General features: G+C 73.1%; 21 protein-coding genes. 11 read left to right on the forward strand and 10 right to left on the reverse strand.

What is annotated here, in order from left to right; translation table 11 throughout:
- Window positions 1-6: 6 nt before the first annotated feature.
- Complete coding sequence (locus tag K7G60_RS27835) at window positions 7-1140, reverse strand: acyl-CoA dehydrogenase family protein (protein ID WP_225803705.1); 1134 nt, start codon at window positions 1138-1140, stop codon at window positions 7-9.
- Window positions 1140-2330, reverse strand: coding sequence for an amidohydrolase family protein (locus K7G60_RS27840; protein ID WP_225803706.1), 1191 nt, complete (start codon window positions 2328-2330; stop codon window positions 1140-1142). Before K7G60_RS27840 ends, K7G60_RS27835 begins: the two co-directional genes overlap by 1 nt.
- Before the next feature lie 134 nt (window positions 2331-2464).
- Between K7G60_RS27840 and K7G60_RS27845 the strand changes: the two genes are divergently transcribed.
- Window positions 2465-3973 carry a class I adenylate-forming enzyme family protein gene (locus K7G60_RS27845; protein ID WP_225803707.1) on the forward strand — a complete coding sequence of 503 codons (1509 nt, stop codon included), beginning with the start codon at window positions 2465-2467 and terminating at the stop codon, window positions 3971-3973.
- Here K7G60_RS27845 and K7G60_RS27850 read toward each other — a convergent pair.
- Window positions 3945-4322 carry an STAS domain-containing protein gene (locus tag K7G60_RS27850; RefSeq protein WP_225803708.1) on the reverse strand — a complete coding sequence of 126 codons (378 nt, stop codon included), beginning with the start codon at window positions 4320-4322 and terminating at the stop codon, window positions 3945-3947. The genes K7G60_RS27845 and K7G60_RS27850 overlap by 29 nt on opposite strands.
- Window positions 4323-4492: 170 nt before the next feature.
- On the opposite strand from K7G60_RS27850, the gene K7G60_RS27855 reads away from it, so the two are divergent.
- Together K7G60_RS27855 and K7G60_RS27860 are read left to right on the forward strand one after the other, a co-directional pair.
- The gene (locus tag K7G60_RS27855) at window positions 4493-5074 is read left to right on the forward strand and encodes a sigma-70 family RNA polymerase sigma factor (protein ID WP_225803709.1); all 582 of its coding nucleotides are present in this window, start codon (window positions 4493-4495) and stop codon (window positions 5072-5074) included.
- Window positions 5071-6339 (forward strand): maleylpyruvate isomerase N-terminal domain-containing protein, encoded by a 1269-nt coding sequence (locus tag K7G60_RS27860; protein WP_225803710.1) that lies wholly within the window; start codon window positions 5071-5073, stop codon window positions 6337-6339. The genes K7G60_RS27855 and K7G60_RS27860 overlap by 4 nt, the downstream gene beginning before the upstream one ends.
- 464 nt (window positions 6340-6803) lie before the next feature.
- On the opposite strand, the gene purU is transcribed toward K7G60_RS27860, so the two are convergent.
- Together purU and K7G60_RS27870 are read right to left on the reverse strand one after the other, a co-directional pair.
- Window positions 6804-7655, reverse strand: coding sequence for a formyltetrahydrofolate deformylase (gene purU, locus K7G60_RS27865; protein ID WP_225803711.1), 852 nt, complete (start codon window positions 7653-7655; stop codon window positions 6804-6806).
- Window positions 7656-7714: 59 nt separating this feature from the next.
- A complete protein-coding gene (locus tag K7G60_RS27870) occupies window positions 7715-8158 on the reverse strand; it encodes a hypothetical protein (protein ID WP_225803712.1) in 444 nt (147 codons plus the stop codon).
- Between the two features lie 216 nt (window positions 8159-8374).
- On the opposite strand from K7G60_RS27870, the gene K7G60_RS27875 reads away from it, so the two are divergent.
- The gene (locus K7G60_RS27875; RefSeq protein ID WP_374115699.1) at window positions 8375-9643 is read left to right on the forward strand and encodes an ABC transporter substrate-binding protein; all 1269 of its coding nucleotides are present in this window, start codon (window positions 8375-8377) and stop codon (window positions 9641-9643) included.
- A gap of 6 nt (window positions 9644-9649) precedes the next feature.
- Here K7G60_RS27875 and K7G60_RS27880 read toward each other — a convergent pair whose 3' ends face one another.
- Together K7G60_RS27880 and K7G60_RS27885 are read right to left on the reverse strand one after the other, a co-directional pair.
- Window positions 9650-11011, reverse strand: a complete 1362-nt coding sequence (locus tag K7G60_RS27880) for a hypothetical protein (protein WP_225803714.1) — start codon at window positions 11009-11011, stop codon at window positions 9650-9652.
- 136 nt (window positions 11012-11147) lie between these two features.
- Complete coding sequence (locus K7G60_RS27885; protein ID WP_225803715.1) at window positions 11148-12530, reverse strand: transcriptional regulator; 1383 nt, start codon at window positions 12528-12530, stop codon at window positions 11148-11150.
- A gap of 270 nt (window positions 12531-12800) precedes the next feature.
- Between K7G60_RS27885 and K7G60_RS27890 the strand changes: the two genes are divergently transcribed.
- The 6 genes from K7G60_RS27890 (at window position 12801) to K7G60_RS27915 (ending at window position 17791) form a co-directional block, all read left to right on the forward strand.
- Window positions 12801-13487, forward strand: a complete 687-nt coding sequence (locus K7G60_RS27890; protein WP_225803716.1) for a bifunctional DNA primase/polymerase — start codon at window positions 12801-12803, stop codon at window positions 13485-13487.
- A gap of 76 nt (window positions 13488-13563) precedes the next feature.
- The gene (locus K7G60_RS27895; RefSeq protein ID WP_225803717.1) at window positions 13564-14424 is read left to right on the forward strand and encodes an ABC transporter ATP-binding protein; all 861 of its coding nucleotides are present in this window, start codon (window positions 13564-13566) and stop codon (window positions 14422-14424) included.
- Window positions 14421-16046: a transporter gene (locus tag K7G60_RS27900; protein WP_225803718.1), complete on the forward strand. Its 1626-nt coding sequence runs from the start codon at window positions 14421-14423 to the stop codon at window positions 16044-16046. Before K7G60_RS27895 ends, K7G60_RS27900 begins: the two co-directional genes overlap by 4 nt.
- A gap of 98 nt (window positions 16047-16144) precedes the next feature.
- The gene (locus K7G60_RS27905) at window positions 16145-16699 is read left to right on the forward strand and encodes a GNAT family N-acetyltransferase (RefSeq protein ID WP_225803719.1); all 555 of its coding nucleotides are present in this window, start codon (window positions 16145-16147) and stop codon (window positions 16697-16699) included.
- A 23-nt stretch (window positions 16700-16722) separates the two neighbouring features.
- Window positions 16723-17229, forward strand: coding sequence for an SMI1/KNR4 family protein (locus K7G60_RS27910; protein ID WP_225803720.1), 507 nt, complete (start codon window positions 16723-16725; stop codon window positions 17227-17229).
- A 13-nt stretch (window positions 17230-17242) separates the two neighbouring features.
- Window positions 17243-17791, forward strand: coding sequence for a hypothetical protein (locus K7G60_RS27915; protein ID WP_225803721.1), 549 nt, complete (start codon window positions 17243-17245; stop codon window positions 17789-17791).
- Between the two features lie 137 nt (window positions 17792-17928).
- Here the strand turns inward: K7G60_RS27915 and K7G60_RS27920 are convergent, their stop codons facing one another.
- The gene (locus K7G60_RS27920; protein ID WP_225803722.1) at window positions 17929-19158 is read right to left on the reverse strand and encodes an FG-GAP-like repeat-containing protein; all 1230 of its coding nucleotides are present in this window, start codon (window positions 19156-19158) and stop codon (window positions 17929-17931) included.
- Between the two features lie 84 nt (window positions 19159-19242).
- Window positions 19243-20271: an alpha/beta fold hydrolase gene (locus tag K7G60_RS27925; protein ID WP_225803723.1), complete on the reverse strand. Its 1029-nt coding sequence runs from the start codon at window positions 20269-20271 to the stop codon at window positions 19243-19245.
- A gap of 503 nt (window positions 20272-20774) precedes the next feature.
- Here K7G60_RS27925 and K7G60_RS27930 point away from each other — a divergent pair.
- Window positions 20775-21542, forward strand: a complete 768-nt coding sequence (locus K7G60_RS27930; protein WP_225803724.1) for a hypothetical protein — start codon at window positions 20775-20777, stop codon at window positions 21540-21542.
- A 63-nt stretch (window positions 21543-21605) separates the two neighbouring features.
- Here the strand turns inward: K7G60_RS27930 and K7G60_RS27935 are convergent, their stop codons facing one another.
- The gene (locus K7G60_RS27935; protein WP_225803725.1) at window positions 21606-22295 is read right to left on the reverse strand and encodes a metal-dependent transcriptional regulator; all 690 of its coding nucleotides are present in this window, start codon (window positions 22293-22295) and stop codon (window positions 21606-21608) included.
- Window positions 22296-22334: the final 39 nt, after the last annotated feature.

Genomic DNA, 22334 nt, shown 5'->3' on the forward strand with positions numbered 1-22334 from the left:
ACAGGATCACCGCCCCTTCGGCAGGCCGAGGATGCGCTCGGCGACGATGTCGCGCTGGATCTGGGACGTGCCGGCCGCGATCGTGTACGAGAGCGAGGACAGCCGGTCGAGGTTCCAGTCGCGGCCGAGGTCGAGCGCGTCGGGGCCCAGGACGGCGGCGGCCGCGTCGTACAGCTCCTGGCGGGCGTGCGAGTAGTGCAGTTTGAAGACGGAGCCGCCCGCGCCGGGGACCCCGCCGGTGGCCTGGGCCTCGCTGACGTTGGCCTGGACGATCCGCCAGAGGGCCTGGAACTCGGCGGAGAGCCTGCCGAGCCGGCGCCGCAGGACGGGATCGTCCCAGGTGCCGTCCTTCCGGGCGGTGCGGGCGAGTTCGCCGAGGAGGCGGCGGCAGGCGACGACCTCGCCGACGAAGGCGGTGCCGCGTTCGAAGGAGAGCGTGACCATGGTGACGCGCCAGCCGTCGTTCTCCTCCCCCACCCGGTTCGCGACGGGCACTCGCACCTCGTCGAGGAAGACCTCGGCGAACTCGGTCGATCCGGCGAGGGTGCGCAGCGGCCGCACGGTGATGCCGGGGGCGTCCATGGGCATGGCGAGCCAGGTGATGCCCCGGTGCCTGGGGGCCGTCGGGTCGGTGCGGACGAGGAGTTCGCACCAGTCGGCGACCTCGGCGTGCGAGGTCCAGATCTTCTGTCCGGTGACGACGTACGCGTCTCCGTCCCGTACCGCCCGGGTGCGGAGGGAGGCGAGGTCGGACCCGGCGTCGGGTTCGCTGAAGCCCTGGCACCAGACCTCGTCGCCGCGCAGGATCGGCGGCAGCCAGCGCTCGCGCTGCGCGGCCGTGCCCTCGGCGGCGACGGTGGGGCCGGCGTGGAGCAGGCCGACGAAGTTGGCCCCGACGTAGGGCGCCCCGGCGAGTTCGGTCTCCTCCAGGAAGATGAGGCGCTGGGTCGGGGAGGCGTCCCAGTGGGTGTCGGCGTATCCGGCGTCGTACAGGCGGCGTTGCCAGCCGCAGTCGTAGGCGCGGCGGGCGGGCCAGTCGAGCGGGTCGGGGCGTTCGGGGAGGCCGGGCAGGGTGACGGCGAGCCATTCCCGCAGGCGGGCGCGGTAGGCCTCCTCCTCTTCGGTGCAGGAGAGGTCCATCAGACGATGTCCAGGTCCAGCATGCGGATGGCGTTGCCGCGCATGAGTTTGTAGACCGTCTCGTCGTCGAGGCCGCGGACGTGGTCGAGGGCGACCTCCTTGGTGTGCGGGAAGGTCGAGTCGACGTGCGGGTAGTCGGTCTCGAAGGTGGCGTTGTCCCTGCCGACCACGTCCAGCGAGGCGATGCCGTGCTTGTCGCGGAAGAAGCAGCAGAAGATCTGCCGGTAGTAGTACGTGGACGGCGGCTCGGGGATCAGGCCGCGGACGCCGCCCCAGGCGCGGTGCTCCTCCCAGACGTCGTCGGCGCGTTCGAGGGCGTACGGGATCCAGCCCATCTGGCCTTCGCTGTAGGCGAGCTTGAGCCGGGGGAACTTGACGAGGACGCCGCTGAAGAGGAAGTCCATCATCGAGGCCATGGCGTTGTTGAAGCTCAGCGAGGCCTGGACGGCGGGCGGGGCGTCGGGGGAGGCGGCGGGCATCTGGCTGCTGGAGCCGATGTGCATGTTCACCACCGTCCCGGTCTCCTGGCAGACGGCGAAGAACGGGTCCCAGTGGCCGGAGTGGATCGACGGAAGGCCGAGGTGGGTGGGGATCTCGGAGAAGGTGACGGCCTTCACCCCCCGGGCGGCGTTGCGGCGGATCTCGGCGACGGCGAGGTCGATGTCCCAGAGCGGGATGATGCAGAGCGGGATGAGCCGGCCGCCGCTGTCGCCGCACCACTCCTCGACCATCCAGTCGTTGTAGGCGCGGACGCAGGCGAGGGCGACCTCCTTGTCGCGGGCCTCGGCGAAGGTCTGGCCGCAGAAGCGGGGGAAGGTGGGGAAGCAGAGGGAGGCCTCGACGTGGTTGAGGTCCATGTCGGCGAGGCGGGCCTTCGGGTCCCAGCAGCCGCGCCGCATCTCCTCCCGCGTGATCCCCTCCAGGGTCATGTCGTCGCGGTCGAAGCCGACGGCGGCGATGTTGCGCTTGTACGGGAACTTGAGGTCCTCGTAGATCCACCAGTCGGTGGGCGGGCCTTCGGGGTCCATCGTGATCTGGTACTTGCCGGCGACGTAGGCGAGCTCGCCGATGCCGGCCGTGAGGGGGCGGGGACCACGGTCGCGGTACTTCTTCGGGAGCCAGGTCTCGAAGAGGTGGGCGGGCTCGATCACGTGGTCGTCGACGCTGATGATGCGGGGCAGTTCCGTCATGGAGCCTTCTCCATTTTCTGATGACCCGTCAGATCCGATGGCATCAGGCTAGCCCCGCACCCCTGGACCGACAAGCGCCGGACCTCTACGCTCACCGCACCATCTGACGGAACGTCAGCAATGAGGAGTACGGGATGAATGAGACCGCACACACGCTCGGCGAGTCCCGCACGCTCTGGGAGCTCGTCGAGCGCCGCGCCGCCCTCACCCCCGACCGGCCCGTCCTCCTCCAGGACGACCGCGTCCTCACCTTCGGCGGCCTCCGCGAGCGTGCCGAGCGCTGCGCCGCCGGCCTCCACGGAATGGGCGTGCGCCCCGGCACGGTGGTCGCCTGGCAGCTGCCCACCCGCATCGAGACCGCCGTGCTCTCCTTCGCGCTCGCCCGCATCGGCGCCGTGCAGTCCCCGGTGATCCCCTTCCACCGGGACAAGGAGGTCGGCTTCGCGCTGCGCGAGTCGAAGGCCGAGTTCTTCGCGGTCCCCGGAATCTGGCGCGGATTCGACCATGCGGAGATGGCGAGGAGGCTCGGCGCGCGCGGGATCTTCGAGGCCTACGAGGAGCTGCCCGACGGCGACCCGGCCGTCCTGCCCCCGCCGCCCGCCTCCGGCACCGACGTCCGCTGGATCTACTGGACCTCCGGCACCACCTCCGATCCCAAGGGCGTCCTGCACACCGACCGCTCGCTGCTCGCCGGCGGCTCCTGCCTCGCCCACGCCCTCCGGCTGACGGCCGAGGACGTCGGCTCGATGGCCTTCCCGTACGCGCACATCGCCGGGCCCGACTACACGGTGATGCTCCTGTTGTACGGATTCCCGGCCGTGATGTTCGAACAGTTCGCGCTGCCGGAGGCGCTCGACGCGTACAACCGGCACGGCGTGACCGTCGCCGGCGGCTCCACCGCCTTCTACTCGATGTTCCTCGCCGAGCAGCGCAAGCAGCCGGGAAAGCCCGTCATCCCCACCCTCCGCCTGCTGGCGGGCGGCGGCGCGCCCAAGCCGCCGGAGATCTACCACGCGGTGCGCGAGGAGCTGGGCTGCCAGCTCACCCACGGGTACGGCATGACCGAGGTCCCCATGATCACGATGGGCGCCCCCGACGACACCGTCGAGAACCTCGCCACGACCGAGGGCCGTCCGCCCGCCGGCATGGAGATCCGAATCACCGGCGACGGCGAGGTCCGGCTCCGCGGCGAGGCCGTCTGCCAGGGCTATCTCGACCCGGCGCAGACGGCCGCCGCCTTCGACGAGGACGGCTTCCTCGTCACCGGCGACGTCGGGCACCTCACGCCCACCGGCCACCTCGTGCTCACGGGCCGGATCAAGGACATCATCATCCGAAAGGGAGAGAACATCTCGGCCAAGGAGATCGAGGACCTCCTCCACCGGCACCCGGACGTGGGCGACGCCGCCGTCATAGGCCTCCCGGACGCCGAGCGCGGCGAACGCGTCTGCGCCGTCGTCGAACAGCCCCCGGGCGCCGCCCCGCTCGGTCTCCCACAGGTCACGGCCTTCCTGCGGGAGGCCGGGCTCTCCGTCCACAAGCTGCCGGAACAGCTGGAGGTGGTGGACGCGCTCCCCCGCAACGAGACCCTGCGCAAAGTGCTGAAGTACAAGCTCAGGGAGCGATTCGGCCCGGCTCGGTGAGCGTCGCCCCCGGCACGTCCTCGTACACGTCGAAGAGGCGCTGCACGCCCAGCGCGGAGAGCACCCGGCCGACGTGGCCCTCCCCGTCCGCCCGCTGCTCCGGCAGGATCAGGCGCAGCCGGCCGCCGCACGAGCGGAGCAGGCGGCGGGACGCGATCAGCACGCCGACGCCGCTGGAATCGCAGAACCGCACGGCGGACAGGTCGATGACCAGGTCGTGCCGGCCGCCCGCGACGGCGTCGTGGACGCGGCGGCGTATCCGGGGAGAGGTGACCAGGTCCACTTCACCCCGGACACGGAGAACCGTCCAGGAGCCGTGCTCGTCCTCGTCGACCTCGATCGTCGTCACGGACGCCGCCTGCCCCACCGGGAGGCGCCGAAACCCTTGGACGCGGGGATGACGCTTTCCTTACCATCCGCATCCGCGTCAAGGGCGCACTTGCGGCAAACAGGCGTGCGTTGTCGGAGCGGCCCATTACTTTGGAGGAGACCGGGGATCCAGGAGGGGCGGAGGGCCGCATGGCGATGGACACACCACCGCGCTGGGACCGCAGGATGCAGCAGCGGCTGGCGCGCGGGGAGGCCGCCGCCCTCGGCGAGTTCTACGACCGGTTCGCCGCCCTGGTGCACAGCCTCGCCCACCGGGTCCTCGACGACGACGCGGCGGCCGACCAGGTCACACGCGAGGTCTTCGGCTACATCTGGGAGAACCCCGACTCCTACGACCCCAAGCAGGGCAACATGCGCTCGTGGGTCGCCAAGCTGACCCAGCGGCAGGCCGTGCACCGGCTGCGGCAGGCCGAGGCCCTGGCGTTCGCGGAGACGGGCCTCGGCTCCGCCGAGGAGCTGGAGCAGAAGGTCCACCGGGCCACGGTCGCCGCCCGCGCCGACTACATCGTGACCTCCATGCCGGCGCCGCTCCGGAAGGCGCTCGAACTGGCGTACTTCCAGCGCCGCGACTACCGCCAGACCGCCGCCGACCTCGGCGTCACCGAGGACGAGGCCCGCCGGCGCCTCCGGCTGGGGCTCCAGCTGCTCTCCTCCGCGCACGCCCGCCCCCTCGAAGGGTCCTCGCCGCCCGGCTACGGACGGCCGCTGTGACCGGGCCGGACGACGACGCGGACGACGTCGCACGCGCCCCCTGGATACCGGGGCCGCGCCGGGCGGCGGACGACCACGCGGACCTGACGGCGCGGCTGCCGGAGGTTCCGGGGGCGGAGGCGGAAGAAGCGGACATGGAGGAACCGGAGGAACCGGAAGTACCGGACCTCAGCCACAACGTGCTCAAGTCCCTCCTCGGGGCCTGGGCCCTTTCGGCGTGCTCCGCCGGCGAGACCAAGGCCGTCGAGAACCACCTCACGGCGTGCGCGCCCTGCGCCGACGAGGCCCTCCGGCTCCGCGACGCCGTCACGCTCCTCCACGAGGACCGCGACCTGGACCTCGACCCGCTGCTCCGCTCCCGGGTCCTGGAGAACTGCCTGGGCCGCCGCCCCGCCCGCATCCCCGTCCCCGACTGGGTCACGCCGTACGACGCGGAGACCGCCCGGCTCGACGCGCTCCTGAGGGACATCGGCGAGTCCGAGTGGCACGCGCCGGTACGGCTCAAGTGGTACGAGGAGGACCACGTCGTGCGCCGCAAGGCCACCGTCGCGGCGGTCATCGGCCACCTCCTGGCGGTGGACGGCCTGGTGTCGGCGGCGCTCGGCCTGGACGACCCGCTGGGCACGGCCCTGCCGGAACTGTCGCCGACGGAGCGGACGGAGGCCTTCTGGGCGGCGCTCGACCGGCCGCCGAACCGGTCCCTCCGGGGACCGTGGCGCGAGCAGTCGCACACGCTGATCCGGACGGTGGCCTTCGCGGGCCGGGGAGTGGCGGACCTCACCGTCACCTACAAGGACTTCGCCCTGCCCCTCCGCGACTCGCTCCTGGAGCGGGCCTTCGAGTGCTGGCTGCACGCGGACGACATCGCGACCGCGGTGGCGTACCCGTACGCGCCGCCCAGCGGCCCGCACCTCCACGGCATGATCGACCTCGCGGCCCGGCTGCTTCCGGCGGCCCTCGCGAACCGCCGGCGAACGGGCCTGGCCGGTCCCGCCAAGGAGCTCGTCGCGGCCGGTGCGCCGGGCCGCTCGCTCCACCTGGAGGTGGAGGGCGCGGGCGGCGGCCACTGGTACATCTCCCTGGACTCCCCGGCGGCGGTCGGCTCGCCGGAGCGGGCGGTGGCGCAGGTGGCGATGGACGGGGTCGAGTTCTGCCAGCTGGTGGCGGGGCACATCACGCCGGAGGAGGCGGCGGCGGGGCAGGACGGGGACCGCGAGGCCATCAAGGACGTCCTCTCCGCCACGGCGTCCTTGAGCCGCCTGTAGCCGCCCCGGACTCCCGCCCGCGGAACCCGCACTCACCTGGACGACGCCCCCGCGGGCGCCGCGCCCTGCTGGGCGGTGCCGCCGCCCCCGCCCGTTCGGGCCCGCGCCCGGCGGGGCGGTGCCCCTCCGCCACCTGCCGTGTGGGCAGTCGTCCCGCTGGGCGGGACGGGTGGGCACACGGGACGGCGCCCATAGCGGCGCCTCCGCGTTCCGCGCCTGGACCCGCACCGCAAGGGGCGGCACACGTCCGGTGCGGGTCAGGGCGCGGGAGCCTGGGCCCGGCAAGGGGCGCCGTCCCGTTGCGCCCACCCTCCCCCGAGCTCTCGGCTCCGCTCGAGCAGGGGCCCCCTTGCCCCAGCGGAACGACCGCCCACAACGGGGGTGGGCGGGGGCGCCGTCCCGGCGGAACGACTGCCCACGACGGGGCGGGGGCGCCGGCCCGGGGGCGCGGGGGTTCGGGTGAGTTACCCGAAGACGACCGTGCGGCGGCCGTTCAGGAGGATCCGGCGTTCCGCGTGCCACTTGACCGCCCGCGCCAGCGCCTGGCACTCCACGTCCCGCCCGATCGCCACCAGCTGGTCCGGCGTCACCTCGTGGCCGACGCGCTCGACCTCCTGCTCGATGATCGGGCCCTCGTCGAGGTCGGCCGTCACGTAGTGCGCGGTCGCGCCGATGAGCTTCACGCCGCGGGCGTGCGCCTGGTGGTAGGGCTTGGCGCCCTTGAAGCTGGGGAGGAAGGAGTGGTGGATGTTGATGATCCGGCCGGAGAGCTGCTTGCACAGGTCGTCGGAGAGGACCTGCATGTAGCGGGCCAGGACGACCAGCTCGACGTTCTCCGAGCGGACGAGGTCGAGGAGCTCCGCTTCCGCCTCCGGCTTGGTCTCCTTCGTCACCGGGATGTGCCGGAACGGGATCCCGTACGAGCCCACCAGCTCCTCGAAGTCCGTGTGGTTGGAGACGACCGCGACGATCTCCACCGGCAGCGCCCCGATCCGCGACCGGAAGAGCAGGTCGTTCAGGCAGTGGCCGAACTTGGAGACCATGAGCACGACCCGCATGGGCTGGTCGGCGCGGTTGATCTGCCAGTCCATGGCGAAGGAGTCGCCGACGGCGGCGAAGCTCGCCCGGAGCTTGTCGACCGTCACCGGCGCCTCGGCGGAGAAGTGGACCCGCATGAAGAAGAGACCCGTGTCACGGTCTCCGAACTGCTGGCTGTCCTCGATGTTGCACCCGGTGATGAAGAGGTAGCTCGACACGGCGTGCACGATGCCCTGCTTGTCGGGGCACGAGAGGGTGAGGACGTACTGGTCGGTCATCCTGTCAGCCTGCCATACGACGCCCGGCCGGGAGGCCGGCGTCCGTCAGGCGGAACGCCTCAGGACCGGGTCATGATACGCAGCACGTCGAGGGAGCGCGGGGGCGCGTCCGGGTCATCGCCGTCGGCCTGCGCCATCCGTACGTGTGCCTCGCGTGCGGCGCGGACGGCTTCCGGCCAGCCGGGATGGGCGACGTAGGCGGTGACGGGGGCGTCGGGTCCGACCTGGTGCATGATCCGCAGCACCCGGAGGACGGCGACGTCGACGAGGGCGGCCTCGCCGGAGTCCCGGAAGATCGCGCCGACGTACTTCTCGGCGGACCAGTTGTCGAGCCAGGTGTCCTCGACGAGGCGGTAGACGGCGTCGGTGACGTCGCCGTACCCCTCCTGGCCGGTCAGCCAGGTCGTCTCGTGGAACACGGGGTCGGAGAGCATGTGCAGCGCCGAGCGCACGTTGCTGCGCCAGCGCCACCACGGCATGTCGTTGAGCGGCATGCCGCCCATGGTGGAGGAGCGACGGCCGCGACGGGAAGAGTTAACCGAACCGGGGACCGGACCGGGGACTGGACTGGACACGTTTCGATCGTACGTTCCCTTGTCCGGTAAGCGGATCCGGCCCCTCCCCCTCCGATCGCCCGCCCCCGCAATTCACCTTCACGTCACCCACCGTTGAACCGCGCTCACTCCCGCGTTACCCGTGAGGCGGAAATGTGCATGCCCATGACCGGTAGGCGACTGACCTCACTCCTCGCGTACGTCACGACCGCGGCGGCCGGAGCGTCGCTGCTCACCGGGTGTGGCGTGCTCCCTGGGGCCACGGGGGGCTCCAGGGAGCCCGTCACGGTGATGACCTGGGCTCCCGACCAGACCCGAGCGACCAACATGCCCGGAATGCCCGCCATGGCACAGACCTACGCCCGGTGGGTCAACTCCCAGGGCGGCATCGACGGACACGAACTGCGCGTCCTGACCTGCAACGAACAGAACACCACCGCGGGCGCCGCCGCCTGCGCCCGCCGGGCCGTGCGCGAGAACGCGGTGGCCGTCGTCGGCTCGTACAGCCAGAACGGCCGCGCCTTCATGGCCCCGCTGGAAGCCGCGGGCATCCCGTACATCGGCGGCTACGGCATCGCGGAGGACGAGTTCACCAGCCCCCTCTCCTACCCCGTCAACGGCGGAGTGGCCTCCCTCGTCGCCGGGCACGGCATGCAGCTCGCCGGCTCCTGCGACAAGGTCTCCCTCGTCCGTCCCGACACCACCGCCGGGGACAAGCTCCCCGAGCTCCTCGACTCCGGCCTGCGCAAGGAGAGTCACCGGGGCGCCGTCGACATCCCGGCCCTGGAGGACGCCGCCGAGTACACCGAGCAGGCGCACCGGGCCCGCAACCGGGCGGCCGGCGACAAGGGCTGCGTGACCGCCGTCCTCGGCGAGCGCACCCAGACCTTCTTCGACTCCTTCCGCCGCCTCCCCGGCCGGGAGGAGGAGAAGCGGGACAAGGACGCCGTCCGGATCTCCTCGGTCCTCGGCAGCGTCGACCAGCCCGTCATCGACCGCACCGGCGGCCCCCACAGCCCCTTCGAAGGCGCCTTCGTCACCAGCTGGTACCCGGAGGCGGGCGACAAGAGCTGGGCGCCGATGCGCAAGGTCATCCAGGAGCACGCCTTCGCCGACAACCGGGTCGACCCGGCCGACGCCGGCGTCCAGACCACCTGGATCGCGTACACGGTCCTCAAGGAGGTCATCGAGTCCCTCCAGCAGGACACGATCACGGCCGAGCAGATCAGCCACGCCCTCGACCGGGGCGAGCGGATCGACACCGGCGGCCTCACCCCCGTCCTGCGCTGGAAGTACGAGGACATGCTCGGTGCCCCCGGCTTCACCCGGATCGTCAACCACGAGGTGACCTTCCAGGTGGTCCGCCAGGGGCGGCTCGTGGCGCAGAAGCCCGGTTTCGTCGACGTCGGCGAGACCGTCCTCAGCGCCCCGTAGACCCGCTCAGAGCTGCGTCCAGCTCCGCTTCTCCAGGCCGTACTTCACGGCGGTCGGGTTCCACAGCCCGGCCGCCGTCTTCTTGGCGGCGGAGGCCTCGCCGCTCTTCGCGTCCCCCGCGGCCTTCTGGCTGGTGGTCCGGGCGTGACCGTCCTTGCAGGCCTTCTTGCCCTTCATCTGGACGGCCCAGGCCGCGTAGTGGTCGTCGGCGGCGGCCGAGGCCTGCCAGGCCTTGGTGAGCGCCGCCGTCAGCGCGGCGTTGTCCGGGATCTTGTCGACCGACAGCGACTGGAGCCTGGTGATCAGCCCGCGGCGCTGCTCGGCGGCGCCCCGCAGGTCGTTCGCGGCCTTGTCGAGGTTCTTGCACTGGTTGATGGACGCGACCGAGCTGATCACCGTCTCGCGGCTGCTGCTGCTGGTCGCGAGCAGCTTGCTGAGCTCCCGCGCCTGCGGCTCCGCCGGGTCGACCGGCTCCTCCGTGGGCTCGGGCGCGCCGGTGGAGGGCGCGGCGGAGCTCGCCGCCACGTTCTGTCCGGGGGTCTTGGGGTCCTTCTCCTCGTCCCCGCCGCTGAGCAGCATCCCGGCGCCGAGGCCGACGACCGCGCAGCCGACGACGACGGCGGCGATCAGCGCGAGCGGCGACCTGCGGCGCGGCTCGGGCTCGTCGTCGTAGTAGGCGTCCTGGTAGGCGTACTGCTGCGGGGACTGCGGCAGCTGGTGGTGGTGCTGGGTCTGCTGCTGGTACGGGGCCGGGCCCGGCTGCTGGTAGCCCTGCGGCGCGTGCGGCTGCTGGGGCGACCGCGGGGCCTCCGTGCGGAAGAGGCTGTCGAACTCGGCGGGCGGCTGCCGCTCACCGGGCGGCTGCGCCGGCACGGGGGCGATGTACTGGGTGGCGTCCGAGGCTCCGGCCGGCCCGGGCCCCTGGTGCGCGAGCGGGCCCGTGCCGAGGAACTGGGTGTCGGAGCCCCCGCCCTGCTGCGGCGGTACCGGGGCGATGTACCGGGTCGCCTCCGAGGCGCCGGCCGGCGGCGGGTAGCCGTACCCCGGCTGCGGCGCGGCCTGGACCGGCGGCATCCCGCCCGGGACCGGCGCGATGTGCTGGGTCGCCTGCATGTCGGCGGCGGCCGGAGCACCCGGGCCCGGGTAGCCGTAGCCGGGCTGCGGCGCGGCCTGCTGCGGGGGTATCGGCGGCAGGTACTGGGTGGACTGCATGTCGGCGCCGCCCTGCGGCACCTCCGGGGGCAGCGGCTGCGCGGGCGGCAGCGGCTGCCCGCCCTGCTGCCCTCCCGCCTGGCCACCGGCGGGACCCCAGGCGCCGCCCCACGGCTGACCGCCGCCATGCTCCGGACCCTGTCCGTTCTGCGTCACCGGGACTCCCACCCATAAACCTACGGAATCGTCGGCTCACGCTACCGGGTGCCGACAGGGCTCCGCACATACGTGTGAGACCGGTTACACAAGCCGTTCACGAAATGGACGGCGGTGTCCGGAGGCGCCCCGCCGGTCAGGCCGCGTACAGCTCCATCCGCGCACCGAACTCCCGCACCACCGCCTCTCCCGCGTACGGCTCCAGGCGCTCCCTCAGATCGTCCAGGTACTCCGCGCCCCGCGACGAGCGCAGCGTGCCGAGCAGTTCGAGCGCCTGCGTGCCCGTCCGGCAGGCCTGCTCCACCTCCCGCTGCTGGACCTGCGCCGAGGCGAGGAGCGCCAGGCCGATCGCGCGCCGCCGCGCCCGCGTCTCCGGGTGTCCGGCGATCGACTCCTCCGCCGCCCGCGCCGCCGCCTCCGCCCGCCCCAGGTCCCGGTGGCAGTGCGCCAGTTCGTCGGCGAGGTAGGCCGCGTCGAAGTGGGCGATCCACGCCGGGTCGTCGCCCGCCTTCGGATCGGCCTGCTCCAGCGCCCGTGCGGCACGGCCCGCCGCCGCCTCGAAGGCGCGCACGTCGCCCATCAGCGCGTGCCCGCGCGCCTCCGCCGCGAGGAACATCGCCTCCGCGCGCGGCGGCACCTTCCCGCGGGCGCCCTCCTGCGCCGCCCGCGCCAACTGGGCGATCTCCCGCGGGTTGCCGAGCTGCGCGGCGAGGTGGCTCATCGAGGCGGCGAGCACATAGCCGCCGTACCCCCGGTCCCCCGCCGCCTGCGCGAGCCGCAGCGCCTGGATGTAGTACCTCTGCGCGAGCCCCGGTTCGCCGGTGTCCACCGCCATGTACCCGGCGAGCTCGGTCAGTCGGGCGGCCGCCGCGAAGAGCTGCCGGCCGACCGCCTCCCGGTAGGAGCCCGACAGCATCCCCGACACCACGCTGTTGAGGTAGTGCACCACCACCGGCCGCACGTGGCCGCTGCCGAAGCGCCGGTCGAGGTCGACCAGCGCGGCCGTCATCTCCCGCACCGCCGCGACGTCCGCGACCCCGACGCGGGCCCCCGACGTCCGGGCCACGTGCGTGTCGGGCCCGGTGATCAGCCAGTCCCGGCTGGGCTCGACGAGGGCGGAGGCCGCGACCGCCGTGCCGTTCAGGAACTCCCGGCGCCCCACGTCGCTGCGCCACAGCTCGCAGACCTGCTCGATCGCGCCGGGCACGGTCGGCGCGAACTGCAGCCCCACCCCGGCGGCGAGGTTCCGGCCGTTGGCCATGCCGACCTCGTCGATCGTGACCGTGCGGCCGAGCTTGCGGCCCAGCGCCTCCGCGATGATCCCCGGCGCCCGGCCGCGCGGCTGCTGGCCGCGCAGCCAGCGCGCCACCGACGTCTTGTCGTAGCGCAGGTCGAGGCCGCGCTCGGCGCCGACCATGTTGACCCTGCGGGCGAGGCCGGCGTTGGAGCAGCCGGCTTCCTGGATGAGCGCCTGGAGCCGTTCGTTGAGCTGACGCGGAACGAGTGGCCTGGCTGCCATGAGTACCCCCTGAGGCCGTGCGGTGATCACCGGAGAAGGGATCACTGCCCGGTGGATATCCGGTCAATGCCGATGTGAACACGCGAAACCGGACACGTCGGCCGCGTGGATGAACCCGCCCCCGCCGCCGGCGCCCCCCTCTGTCCGTACCCACCCCCGCTCCCCGGGCCGCCACGCGCCCCCGCCGGTGCACCCATGCGCCCCGCGTGCAGGATCGATGCGTCAACACGGCCGCCGCCGCGCCCGTAACCCCAGGTGGCGGGGGAAGTTGTGCTCAGCGTGGAAGAGACCATGGGAGTCACGGAAGCCGCACAGATCCCCAAGCAGCGGGGCGAGCAGCTGCTGGACAGCGCCGTGCGGTACGCGGAAGAGCGGCACTGGGACGTGTTTCCCGGGACCTGGCTGGAAGCCGTCGAGGGCAGGGAGCGCTGCTCCTGCGGCGCGGACGCGTGCGCCGTGCCCGGGGCCCACGCGGTCAGGCCCGACTGGTCGACCCAGGCGACCGGAAGCGGGGTCGGGGCGCGGCGGATGTGGTCGAAGACGCCGAAGGCGTCGATCCTGCTGCCGACCGGCCGTACCTTCGACGCGATCGAGGTGTCCGAGTCGGCCGGCTTCCTGGCCCTCGCCCGCATGGAGCGGATGGAGCTGACGCTCGGCCCGGTGACCTGCACCCCGGACCGCCGCATGTACTTCTTCGTGCTGCCCGGCGCCGCCGCCAAGGTCCCGGACCTCGTCCGCAAGCTCGGCTGGGCCCCGGCCTCCATCGACCTCGTCACGCGCGGCGAGGGCCACTACGTGGCGGCCCCGCCCACCCGGATCGGCGGGTTCGGCGCGGTCCAGTGGGCGCGGCGCCCCACCCCGGCGAACCGCTGGCTGCCGGACGCGGAGGAACTGATCAGCGCCCTCGCGTACGCCTGCGGCCGGGAGGCGGCGGAGGCCCGGAGCCGCGCGCAGTGACCCGGGGGCGCCGCCGGTCCCGCCCGTAGGGTTGTCCCCGTAAGCATGACGGGGACAACCGAAGGATTGACGGACCATGCCTGACCAGGCATTTGACGGAGCGTTCGACGGATCGGGCACCGCACCGGGGGAAGGTGCGGTGCCCGCCGTGCGCGTCGAGGGGCTGTGGAAGCGCTTCGGGCAGCAGATCGCGGTGAACGGGATCGATCTCGTGCTGCCCGCCGGCCGGTTCATCGGGCTCGTGGGGCCCAACGGGGCCGGCAAGACCACCACCCTCTCCATGATCACCGGCCTGCTGCGGCCCGACCAGGGACGGATCCTCGTCGCCGGCCACGACGTGTGGGCCGACCCGGAGTCGGTCGCCCAGGTCAAGGCCCGCATCGGCGTCCTGCCGGAGGGCCTGCGGCTCTTCGAGCGCCTCTCGGGCCGTGAACTCCTCGCCTACAGCGGCCGGCTGCGCGGTCTGCCCGGCGTCGAGGTCGACAAGCGGGCGGCGCAGCTCCTGGACGTGCTCGACCTGACCGGCTCGCAGAACAAGCTGGTCGTCGACTACTCGACCGGCATGCGGAAGAAGATCGGCCTCGCCGCCGCGCTCCTCCACAACCCGGAGGTGCTCTTCCTCGACGAGCCCTTCGAGGGCGTCGACCCGGTCTCCGCGCAGACCATCCGCGGCGTCCTGGAGCGGTACACCTCCTCCGGCGCGACCGTCGTCTTCTCCAGCCACGTCATGGAGCTCGTCGAGTCCCTCTGCGACTGGGTCGCCGTCATGGCGGCCGGCCGGATCCGGGCGCAGGGCCCGCTGGCCGAGGTCCGGGGCTCCGCGCCCTCCCTCCAGGCGGCCTTCCTCGAACTCGTCGGCGCGAACGGCCGCGAGGCGGCCGGGGACTCGCTGGACTGGCTGGGCGGCGGGACGGGTACGGACGGGGGCCGGCGATGAACGTCGGCACCACCGCCCCCGTCCCCGCGCCGTCCCTCACGTCCGTCTTCGTACGGCTCAAGCTGTCGCTGCTGCGGAACGGGCTGCGGCAGTCCGGCGGGCGGACCGCCGCGTACATCACGTCGACCGTCTTCGGCGCCCTCTTCGCCGCCGGCACGGTGCTGGCCTTCGTCCTGCTGCGGGGCCACGCGGCCGCCGCCACCGTCGCGGTCCTCCTCACCGGGGTCCTCGCGCTGTCCTGGGCGTTCATGCCGCTGTTCGTCCCGAGCGGCGACGAGACCCTGGACCCCTCGCGGCTCGTGATGCTGCCGCTCCTGCCCCGGCCGCTGGTGCGGGCGCTGCTCGTGGCCTCCCTCGTGGGCGTCGGGCCCGCCCTCACCTTCGTGCTGGCCCTGGGCGCCTCCCTGTCCCTCGCGCACGGCACGGCCGGCACCGTCGTCGCCGTCCTCGCCGTGCCGCTCGCGACCGTGACGTGCGTGGCGCTGTCCCGGGCCGTGGCCGCCGCCAACGTCCGGCTCCTCACCTCCCGCAAGGGCCGGGACCTGGCCCTGCTGAGCGGTCTGGTCATCGCGATCGGCATGCAGCTGGTGAACTTCGGCGCCCAGCGGCTCGGCCGGGCCGGGGGCCTGGACTCCCTGGAGCCGGCGGCGGCCGTCGTCGGCTGGCTGCCGCCGGCCACCGCGATCGGCGCCGTCGACTCGGCGAGCCGGGGCGACCACGCGGTGGCGGCGGCCCGGCTGCTGCTCACGGCGGCGGTCCTGGCGGCGCTCGTGCACTGGTGGCGGCGGAGCCTGGTGCGGCTGATGGTGGAGCCGGACGGCTCCACCATCGGCGCGGCCTCCGACGCCGCCCGCGACGGGTCCGGCGGCTCGGGACTGCTCGCCCGGATCCTTCCGGCGGGGCGCACCGGCACGGTCATGGAGCGCAGCCTGCGGTACATCTGGCGCGACCCGAAGACGAAGGCCGCGTGGGTGACCTCGCTGGCCATCGGTCTGATCGTGCCGCTCTTCAACGCCTTCCAGGGCGGGGGCTCGATCTACTTCGCCTGCTTCGCCTCCGGCATGCTCGGCATGCTGATGTACAACCAGTTCGGGCAGGACACCTCGGCGTTCTGGATGGTCGCGCAGACCATCGCGACGCCGGCCGACGCGTACGCCGAGCTCCGGGCGCGGGCCCTGGCCCTGCTGGCGGTCACGCTGCCGTTCACGGTGTTCGTGACCGCGGTGACGGCCGGCGTCCTCGGCGACTGGGAGAAGTTCCCCGAGGGCCTCGGGCTGGCGTTCGGCCTGCTCGGCGCGATGGTCGGGACGGGCGCGGTGACCTCGGCGCGCTTCCCGTACTCGATCCCCCAGGACAGCGGCTACAAGAACGTGGTGCCGGGGCAGGCCGGGCTGGCCTGGATCTCGATCTTCGGCGGGATGCTCGCGGCGGCGGTGCTGAGCGCCCCGCTCATCGCCGCGACGGTCTACCTCCACGTCTCCGACCGGCAGCCCCTGCTGTGGCTGATCCTCCCGGGCGGCCTCCTCTACGGCGCCCTCCTCGTCCTGGCGGGCCTCAGGCTGGGGGCCCCGAGCACGGCGCGGCGCCTGCCGGAGATCCTGACGGCGGTCAGCAAGGGGTAGGGACGAAGGTCCTCCCGGGGCGGGCGCCGGCCCTCGCTCACGCCGGCACCCGCCGAAATCCCTTGCCCGGCGCGACCCGCACGGGTGATCCTCCCCGCATGGACCTCTCACGGCACGCCCCTCGGGAACGCATCGAGCTCGACGGGGGACTCACGCTGCGCGCGTTCGAGGGCGAGGCGGACCTTCCGGAGTTCTTCCGGGTCGTCGACGAGTCGGTGGAGCACCTGCGGCCGTGGATGCCGTGGGTCGCCGAGCACAGCCGGGAGAGGACCGCGCAGTTCCTGGCCGGCCGGGCGGAGCTGTGGGCGAGCGGCGTCCAGTACAGCTACGCGATCGTGCTCGACGGGGCCGTCGTCGGCAGCTGCGGGCTGCACCGGCTCCCGGACACCCCCGACGGCACCGTCGAGATCGGCTACTGGCTGCATCCGGCCGCCACCGGCCGGGGCCTCGCCACGCGCGCCGCCCGCGCCCTCGTCGAGCAGGCGTTCCGCCTTCCCGGCGTCACCGCCGTCGAGATCGTCCACGACGTCGCCAACCGTGCCAGCGCCGCCGTCCCCGCCCGACTCGGCTTCACCGACCACCTCCGCCGCCCCCACCAGCCGGCCGCCCCGGCGGAGACGGGCGAGGACCGGATCTGGCGGCTGGGCCGGTGAACGGCGTTCCCCGAGATGCGCGCGTGGCACGGTTCGACGACGTCAGGGCGACGTTCTGGGACGAGGGCGCCGACGCGGACCGGCCGCCGCTGACCGACGCGGTCGTACGGGACGCCGAGCAGCGGCTCGGCGTCCGTCTGCCGGTGCCGCTGCTCGACCTCCTGCGGGTCCGCGACGGCGGTGTCGTGGCGGAGTCGTGGGACGCGTACCCCACCGACGTCCCCACCTCGTGGAGCGACGACCACGTCCCGTTCGACGTGCTGATGGGCATCGACCCGGACGACGGCCTGTCGGTCCTCGACTCGGCCCACCTGATCGAGGAGTGGGGCCTGCCGTCCCCCCTCGTCCTGCTCTCCGGCGACGGCCACACGTGGATCGCGCTCGACTACCGGACGTGCGGAGCGGACGGGGAGCCGTCCGTCACGTGGTTCGACGCCGATGCCGCGACGGAGGTGCCCCTGGCCGGGGACTTCCGGACGTTCGTGGAGGGGCTGACCTCCGCGGCGTCGTTCGACGACGGACTGGACTGAGGGGGAGGCGGCCATGCCGATGCGTACGAGAACCGCTCTTCTGCTCGCCGTCGTCCTGACGACCGGGGGCCTCACCGGCTGCTCGTCGCTCACGGCCGTCATGGGCCTCGGCAGCTGCGACGGGAGCGAGGAGCGGGTGGAGCGGATCCGGTCGATCGCCCTCCTCGACGCGCCGCCGGAGGGAGCCACCGAGCCCCGGGGGTACGAGGGCGTCGAGGCGAGCTGCTGGGAGGACAGCGGCGACGCCGCGATCTCCGCCGGCCACACGTACGCCTTCCCCGGCACCCCCGCCGAAGTGATCCGGCACTACCGGACGGAGGCGGCCCGGGACGGCTGGCGCCCCGGCCCGTCCCTCCCCTCGACCCCCGAGGTGCCGATCGACCTGTGCTTCACCCGCAGCGTGGACGGCATCCCGACGATCCTGACCGTCTACTCCCTCACCCCCGGGTCCTTCGGCGCCACGGAGGAGCACCCGTTTCCCCCCGAACTCACCACCGGCTCGGGCTTCCACGTCGAGGCGATGGCGGACGCCGCGGGAGAGGCGATCGACTGCGAGAGCTGAACGGACTTCCGCCGGTCGGCACCGAGATCCCCTCCTTCGAGGTCTCGCCCGCCGCCCGGGGCGCCTCCGTCGAAGCGGTGCGAACGCCGAGGGCCTCCACCCGTCGGGGTGGAGGCCCTCGCGGGATCACCGCGTGATCAGAACGTACCGCGCAGGTCCGACCAGTCGATCTCCCAGCTCTCCGGGGCGCCCGGGTTGAGCGCGCCCGTGCCCTTGCCGCTGTAGCGGACCAGGCAGCCCACTCCACGGCAGCCCTCGCCGACGTAGGCGCTGGTGGTGACGGTGGCCAGGTCGTTGAGGCCGTCCCCGCCGAAGTCGCCGACCGCGAGGAACGAGGCCATGACGTTCCAGCCGCCGGAGCCGATCAGGACGCGCGAGCCGAAGGCGCCGGTGCCGGTGCCCGGGTAGAACCAGAGCTTGCCGGTGGAGGCCTCGCGGGCGATCAGGTCGGCCTTGCCGTTGCCGTTCATGTCACCCGGCGCGACCAGCGCGTTCATGGCGTTCCAGCCGCCGCTGCCGACGAGCCTGCGCGCGGCCAGGGTGCCGGTGGAGGTGCCGGGGTAGGCCCAGAGCTTGCCCGTGGACGGCTCGACGGCGAGCAGATCGGAACGGCCGTCGCCGGTCAGGTCACCGTACGCGGTGATCCTGCTCATGCCGTTCCAGCCGCCCGAGCCGATCAGCTTGCGGGTGCCGAGGGATCCCGTGCCGGTGCCCGGGTAGAGCCACAGCCTGCCCGTGGCCGACTCGCGGGCGATGACGTCCTCCCGGCCGTCGCCGGTGAAGTCGCCGTGCCGGGTGAGGGCGTTCATGGCGCCCCAGCCGCCGGAGCCGACGAGCCTGCCCGTGCCGTCGCCGGGCAGGAACCACAGGCGGCCCGCCTCGTCCCGGGCCAGGACGTCCGACCTCCTGTCGGCGTTCAGGTCGCCGAAGCCCGCCGCCTTGGGGGCGGTTGCCGCCTGCCACTTCGGATAGGCGGTCCCGACGCACTCGCGCTCGGTGGGCACGAGCTTCACCGAGCTGACGGTGCTCCCCGGGTAGCCCCACTCCGTGCCCGCCGGGTCCGGACGCCAGATGTCGGTGCCGCCGTCGACGTCGTAGTTCGGCTCGTCGTACAGGCAGGCGTACTTGTTCGTGTGGTTGACGATCGAGCGGAACGCGTTGTCCCACGTCCCGAGCGTCGCCCGGTTCACGTTCGTCTTGTACATCGTGCCGGTGCCGTCGTCGGACTTCCAGGCACAGAAGTAGCCGGACGGGCAGTCGCTGATCGCGGCCTGCGCCGGCGCCGCGCCCGCGCCGAAGAGGCCGAGCGAGGTGAGCCCCAGCGTCGTGACCACCGTGGCCACGCGCCGCAGCATGGAATCGCGCATCGAGTTCCCTCCAACCGGCGCGGAGACGTGCTGCTCGACGCGCCGTGGGAGGGACCGTACCGCGCGCCGCTCCGGCCGTCGCCGTCAGGGGGTCAGCACTCCGTTCAGGAAGGGCTCCACGGCCTCGCTCCAGGCCTCCGGGTGGGTGTAGTGCAGGAGGTGGCCCGCGTCGGGGATCTCCGCGTACGCACCGTGGGGCAGGACCCGGACCATCTCCTGGGCCTCCGCGCGGCCCAGCTCGCCGTCCAGGCCGCGGACGACGAGGGTGGGGCAGCGGACCTGGGCGAGGGAGTCCCAGTGGGCGTCGTGCACCCAGGTCTCGCGGGAGGTCAGCATCTGCTCCGGGTCGAAGACCGGGCGCCAGCCGTCGGGGTGCTCGGCCATCACCTCGGCGAAGAAGGCGCCCCGCGCCGGGTTCGCGGTCTCCACCCAGGGGTCCTCGTCGCCGAACCAGCGGTGGACGGCCTCCAGGGACGGGAAGGGCGCGGGCCAGCCGCGGAACCAGTCCTGCCAGGCGCGCTGCGAGGCCGCGCCGAGGGCCGAGGCCCGCATGTCGCAGATGACGAGCGCACGGACGAGGTCGGGGCGCTCGGCGGCCAGCTGCCAGGCGGTCAGGGCGCCCATGGAGTGGCCGACGAGGGTGACCGGGCCGAGGCCGAGCTGCTCGACGACGGCGGCGGCGTCCGCCACGTACGCCTCGCGCGTGAAGGGGCCGTCGGCGGGCTTCTCGCTCGCGCCGTGGCCGCGCTGGTCGAGGGCGACGATCCGGTGGCCGCCGGTGAGGTGGCGGACGGCGGGGGCCCAGTGGCCGGCGTGGCCCATCAGGCCGTGGAGGAGTAACACGCCCGGAGCGGGAACCCGCGGTGCCTGCGGCCCCGGTGCCGTCGGGGTCTGCGGGGCGCGTGCGGGGCGGGGGACGGGACGGCCGCCGGGGCGCGCGGCGGTGTCCGGCCCGGGCTGCGGGACGATCCCGCGGCCGCCGGTCCCGGTCGTGTGGGCCGGGGCCGTACGGACCGGGGTCATGTGGGCCGGGGCCGTACGGACCGGGGCCGTGTGGTCCCAGGCCGCCAGCCGGACGCCGTCGGCCCCGGTGACGTCGAGTCGTCGCGCCATGGATCCGGCACCCCCTCTTTTCCGTCGAACCTCGCCAGACTATCGAACTCGCATTCGAAAATGCGCTCCTGCCACACAACACCCCTCGTTCGAGTGACAGGCCTCAAGGATTGACGCGCTCTGCCGAGGGGAGATCTTGAGCGGGAGGCGGACCGCTCGGGGAAAAACGGTCCGAGGGGAATGACCTTGAGAGCTCGGGGCTCCAGGTCAGCACAGGGGAGGACAGGCCCCGGCGCCGGAAGGCGCCGGGGCCCTCTGTCGTCCGCAGCCCTCATGGCCCACCCCCGCACCCGCTCATCGCCCGGCTCGTACCAGCGTGGCACGACGAGGGCGCGGGCGTGGCGATTCCGGCGTAAAACGGGGCGCGCGCGGGGGTTCTCGGGGCGGGACCGCCCAACCCGCCCCAGGTCGAAGCCTCTTCGTGACCCGAAGCCGTACAAGCCGATGCCTCTTCGTGACCCGGAGCCGTACAACCGGATGGGGCCCGTACGGGTCAACGAAGCGTGCTGTCACCCCAGATCCTCACCAAGGGCACCGACACGGCCGCCCTCGAAGCCGACCGGCTCGTCGTCACGACGGCCGCCACGCGCAAGGAGATCCCGCTCGCCGTCGTCCAGGAGGTCCGGCGGGACTCCGAGACGTCCCTCACGATCGTCCTGACCGACGGCGTCACGCACTCGGTCACGGGTGGCAACCCGACCGCGACCGCACTGTTCCACACGGCCCTGGACGCCGCCCTCCCCGAGGAGAGGGACCCCGCCGGCAGCTCCCTCGTCACCGTCGAGGACGACCCGGGGGCGGTCCCCTGGCCGAAGGTGTTCGCCTGGGGCGCGGCCTTCGTCGCCGCCTACGCCGGCTACGTCTGGTGGACCGCCGTCGCCCACGGCGGCGCGATGGCCGTCATCGCCTTCTTCGCCGCGTTCGGGACGCTCGTCGGCCTGCTCGGCGTCTTCGGCGTCGTCAGCAACCTCCGCGACCGGTGGATCCTCCGCCGGCGCGGCGTCACCGTCCGGGCCGCCGCGGACCACTACCCGAACGGCAAGCGGTCGCACTACTACAAGTTCACCGACACCCACGGCAACGAGTACCTCCAGCGCGCCTCCAGCAACTCCACCCCCTACATCCACGTCGTCTACGACCCGCAGGGACCCGGTCGCCGCGTCCAGGGGAAGTGGCTCCCCATCCTGATCTCGCAGTACGTCTTCGGCTCGCTCGCCGCCCTCGGCGTGCTCGCGCTCGGCCTGTGGGGAGTGCTCGCCCCGTACGTCTGACGGCGGCGAGACGCGAAGGAGGGGCGCCCGCAGGGGCGCCCCTCGATCACGTACCGGAAGACGTCAGCGCTTCGCGACGAACACGTGCGCCGCGATCTCCGCGTCCAGCTCCGCCGCCTCGCCGCTGCTGCCCACCAGGACGCCGCCCGGCGACTCCGACACCGACACCACCGAGCCGGGCTGCACGCCCGCCCTCCGCAGCGTGTACATCAGCTGGGCGTCCGTCTGGATCGGCTCGCCGATCCGGCGGACGATCACCGTCTTGCCGTTGCTCGCGTCCAGGTCGGCGAGCGACACCATCGAGTCGTCGAGGAAGGCCTCGGGCTCCGCCTTCTCGCCCAGCTCGTCCAGGCCCGGGATCGGGTTCCCGTACGGCGACTCCGTCGGGTGGCGCAGCAGCTCCAGGACCCGCCGCTCCACGGCCTCGCTCATCACGTGCTCCCAGCGGCAGGCCTCGGCGTGGACCTGCTCCCACTCCAGGCCGATCACGTCCACGAGCAGGCACTCGGCCAGGCGGTGCTTGCGCATCACCCGGGTGGCGAGGCGCCGCCCCTCGTCCGTGAGCTCCAGATGGCGGTCACTCGCCACGGCCACCAGGCCGTCGCGCTCCATCCTGGCCACCGTCTGGCTCACCGTCGGGCCGCTCTGGTCGAGCCGCTCGGCGATCCGGGCGCGCATCGGGACCACGCCCTCTTCCTCGAGCTCGAGGATGGTGCGGAGATACATCTCCGTTGTGTCGATCAGTCCGGACATACATGCCCCTCGATGAGTCGTGCGCTGGCCCTGCCGCAA

Source organism: Streptomyces sp. NK15101 (assembly GCF_020400725.1).
GTDB lineage: Bacteria > Actinomycetota > Actinomycetes > Streptomycetales > Streptomycetaceae > Streptomyces.

Bases quoted from the DNA above. Each gene is read 5' to 3' on its own strand.
- K7G60_RS27835 (WP_225803705.1), bottom strand. From the start codon at position 1,140: ATGGACCTCTCCTGCACCGAAGAGGAGGAGGCCTACCGCGCCCGCCTG.
- K7G60_RS27840 (WP_225803706.1), bottom strand. From the start codon at position 2,330: ATGACGGAACTGCCCCGCATCATCAGCGTCGACGACCACGTGATCGAG.
- K7G60_RS27845 (WP_225803707.1), top strand. From the start codon at position 2,465: ATGAATGAGACCGCACACACGCTCGGCGAGTCCCGCACGCTCTGGGAG.
- K7G60_RS27855 (WP_225803709.1), top strand. From the start codon at position 4,493: ATGGCGATGGACACACCACCGCGCTGGGACCGCAGGATGCAGCAGCGG.
- purU (WP_225803711.1), bottom strand. From the start codon at position 7,655: ATGACCGACCAGTACGTCCTCACCCTCTCGTGCCCCGACAAGCAGGGC.
- K7G60_RS27870 (WP_225803712.1), bottom strand. From the start codon at position 8,158: ATGGGCGGCATGCCGCTCAACGACATGCCGTGGTGGCGCTGGCGCAGC.
- K7G60_RS27875 (WP_374115699.1), top strand. From the start codon at position 8,375: ATGACCGGTAGGCGACTGACCTCACTCCTCGCGTACGTCACGACCGCG.
- K7G60_RS27885 (WP_225803715.1), bottom strand. From the start codon at position 12,530: ATGGCAGCCAGGCCACTCGTTCCGCGTCAGCTCAACGAACGGCTCCAG.
- K7G60_RS27895 (WP_225803717.1), top strand. From the start codon at position 13,564: ATGCCTGACCAGGCATTTGACGGAGCGTTCGACGGATCGGGCACCGCA.
- K7G60_RS27900 (WP_225803718.1), top strand. From the start codon at position 14,421: ATGAACGTCGGCACCACCGCCCCCGTCCCCGCGCCGTCCCTCACGTCC.
- K7G60_RS27905 (WP_225803719.1), top strand. From the start codon at position 16,145: ATGGACCTCTCACGGCACGCCCCTCGGGAACGCATCGAGCTCGACGGG.
- K7G60_RS27915 (WP_225803721.1), top strand. From the start codon at position 17,243: ATGCCGATGCGTACGAGAACCGCTCTTCTGCTCGCCGTCGTCCTGACG.
- K7G60_RS27920 (WP_225803722.1), bottom strand. From the start codon at position 19,158: ATGCGCGATTCCATGCTGCGGCGCGTGGCCACGGTGGTCACGACGCTG.
- K7G60_RS27925 (WP_225803723.1), bottom strand. From the start codon at position 20,271: ATGGCGCGACGACTCGACGTCACCGGGGCCGACGGCGTCCGGCTGGCG.
- K7G60_RS27935 (WP_225803725.1), bottom strand. From the start codon at position 22,295: ATGTCCGGACTGATCGACACAACGGAGATGTATCTCCGCACCATCCTC.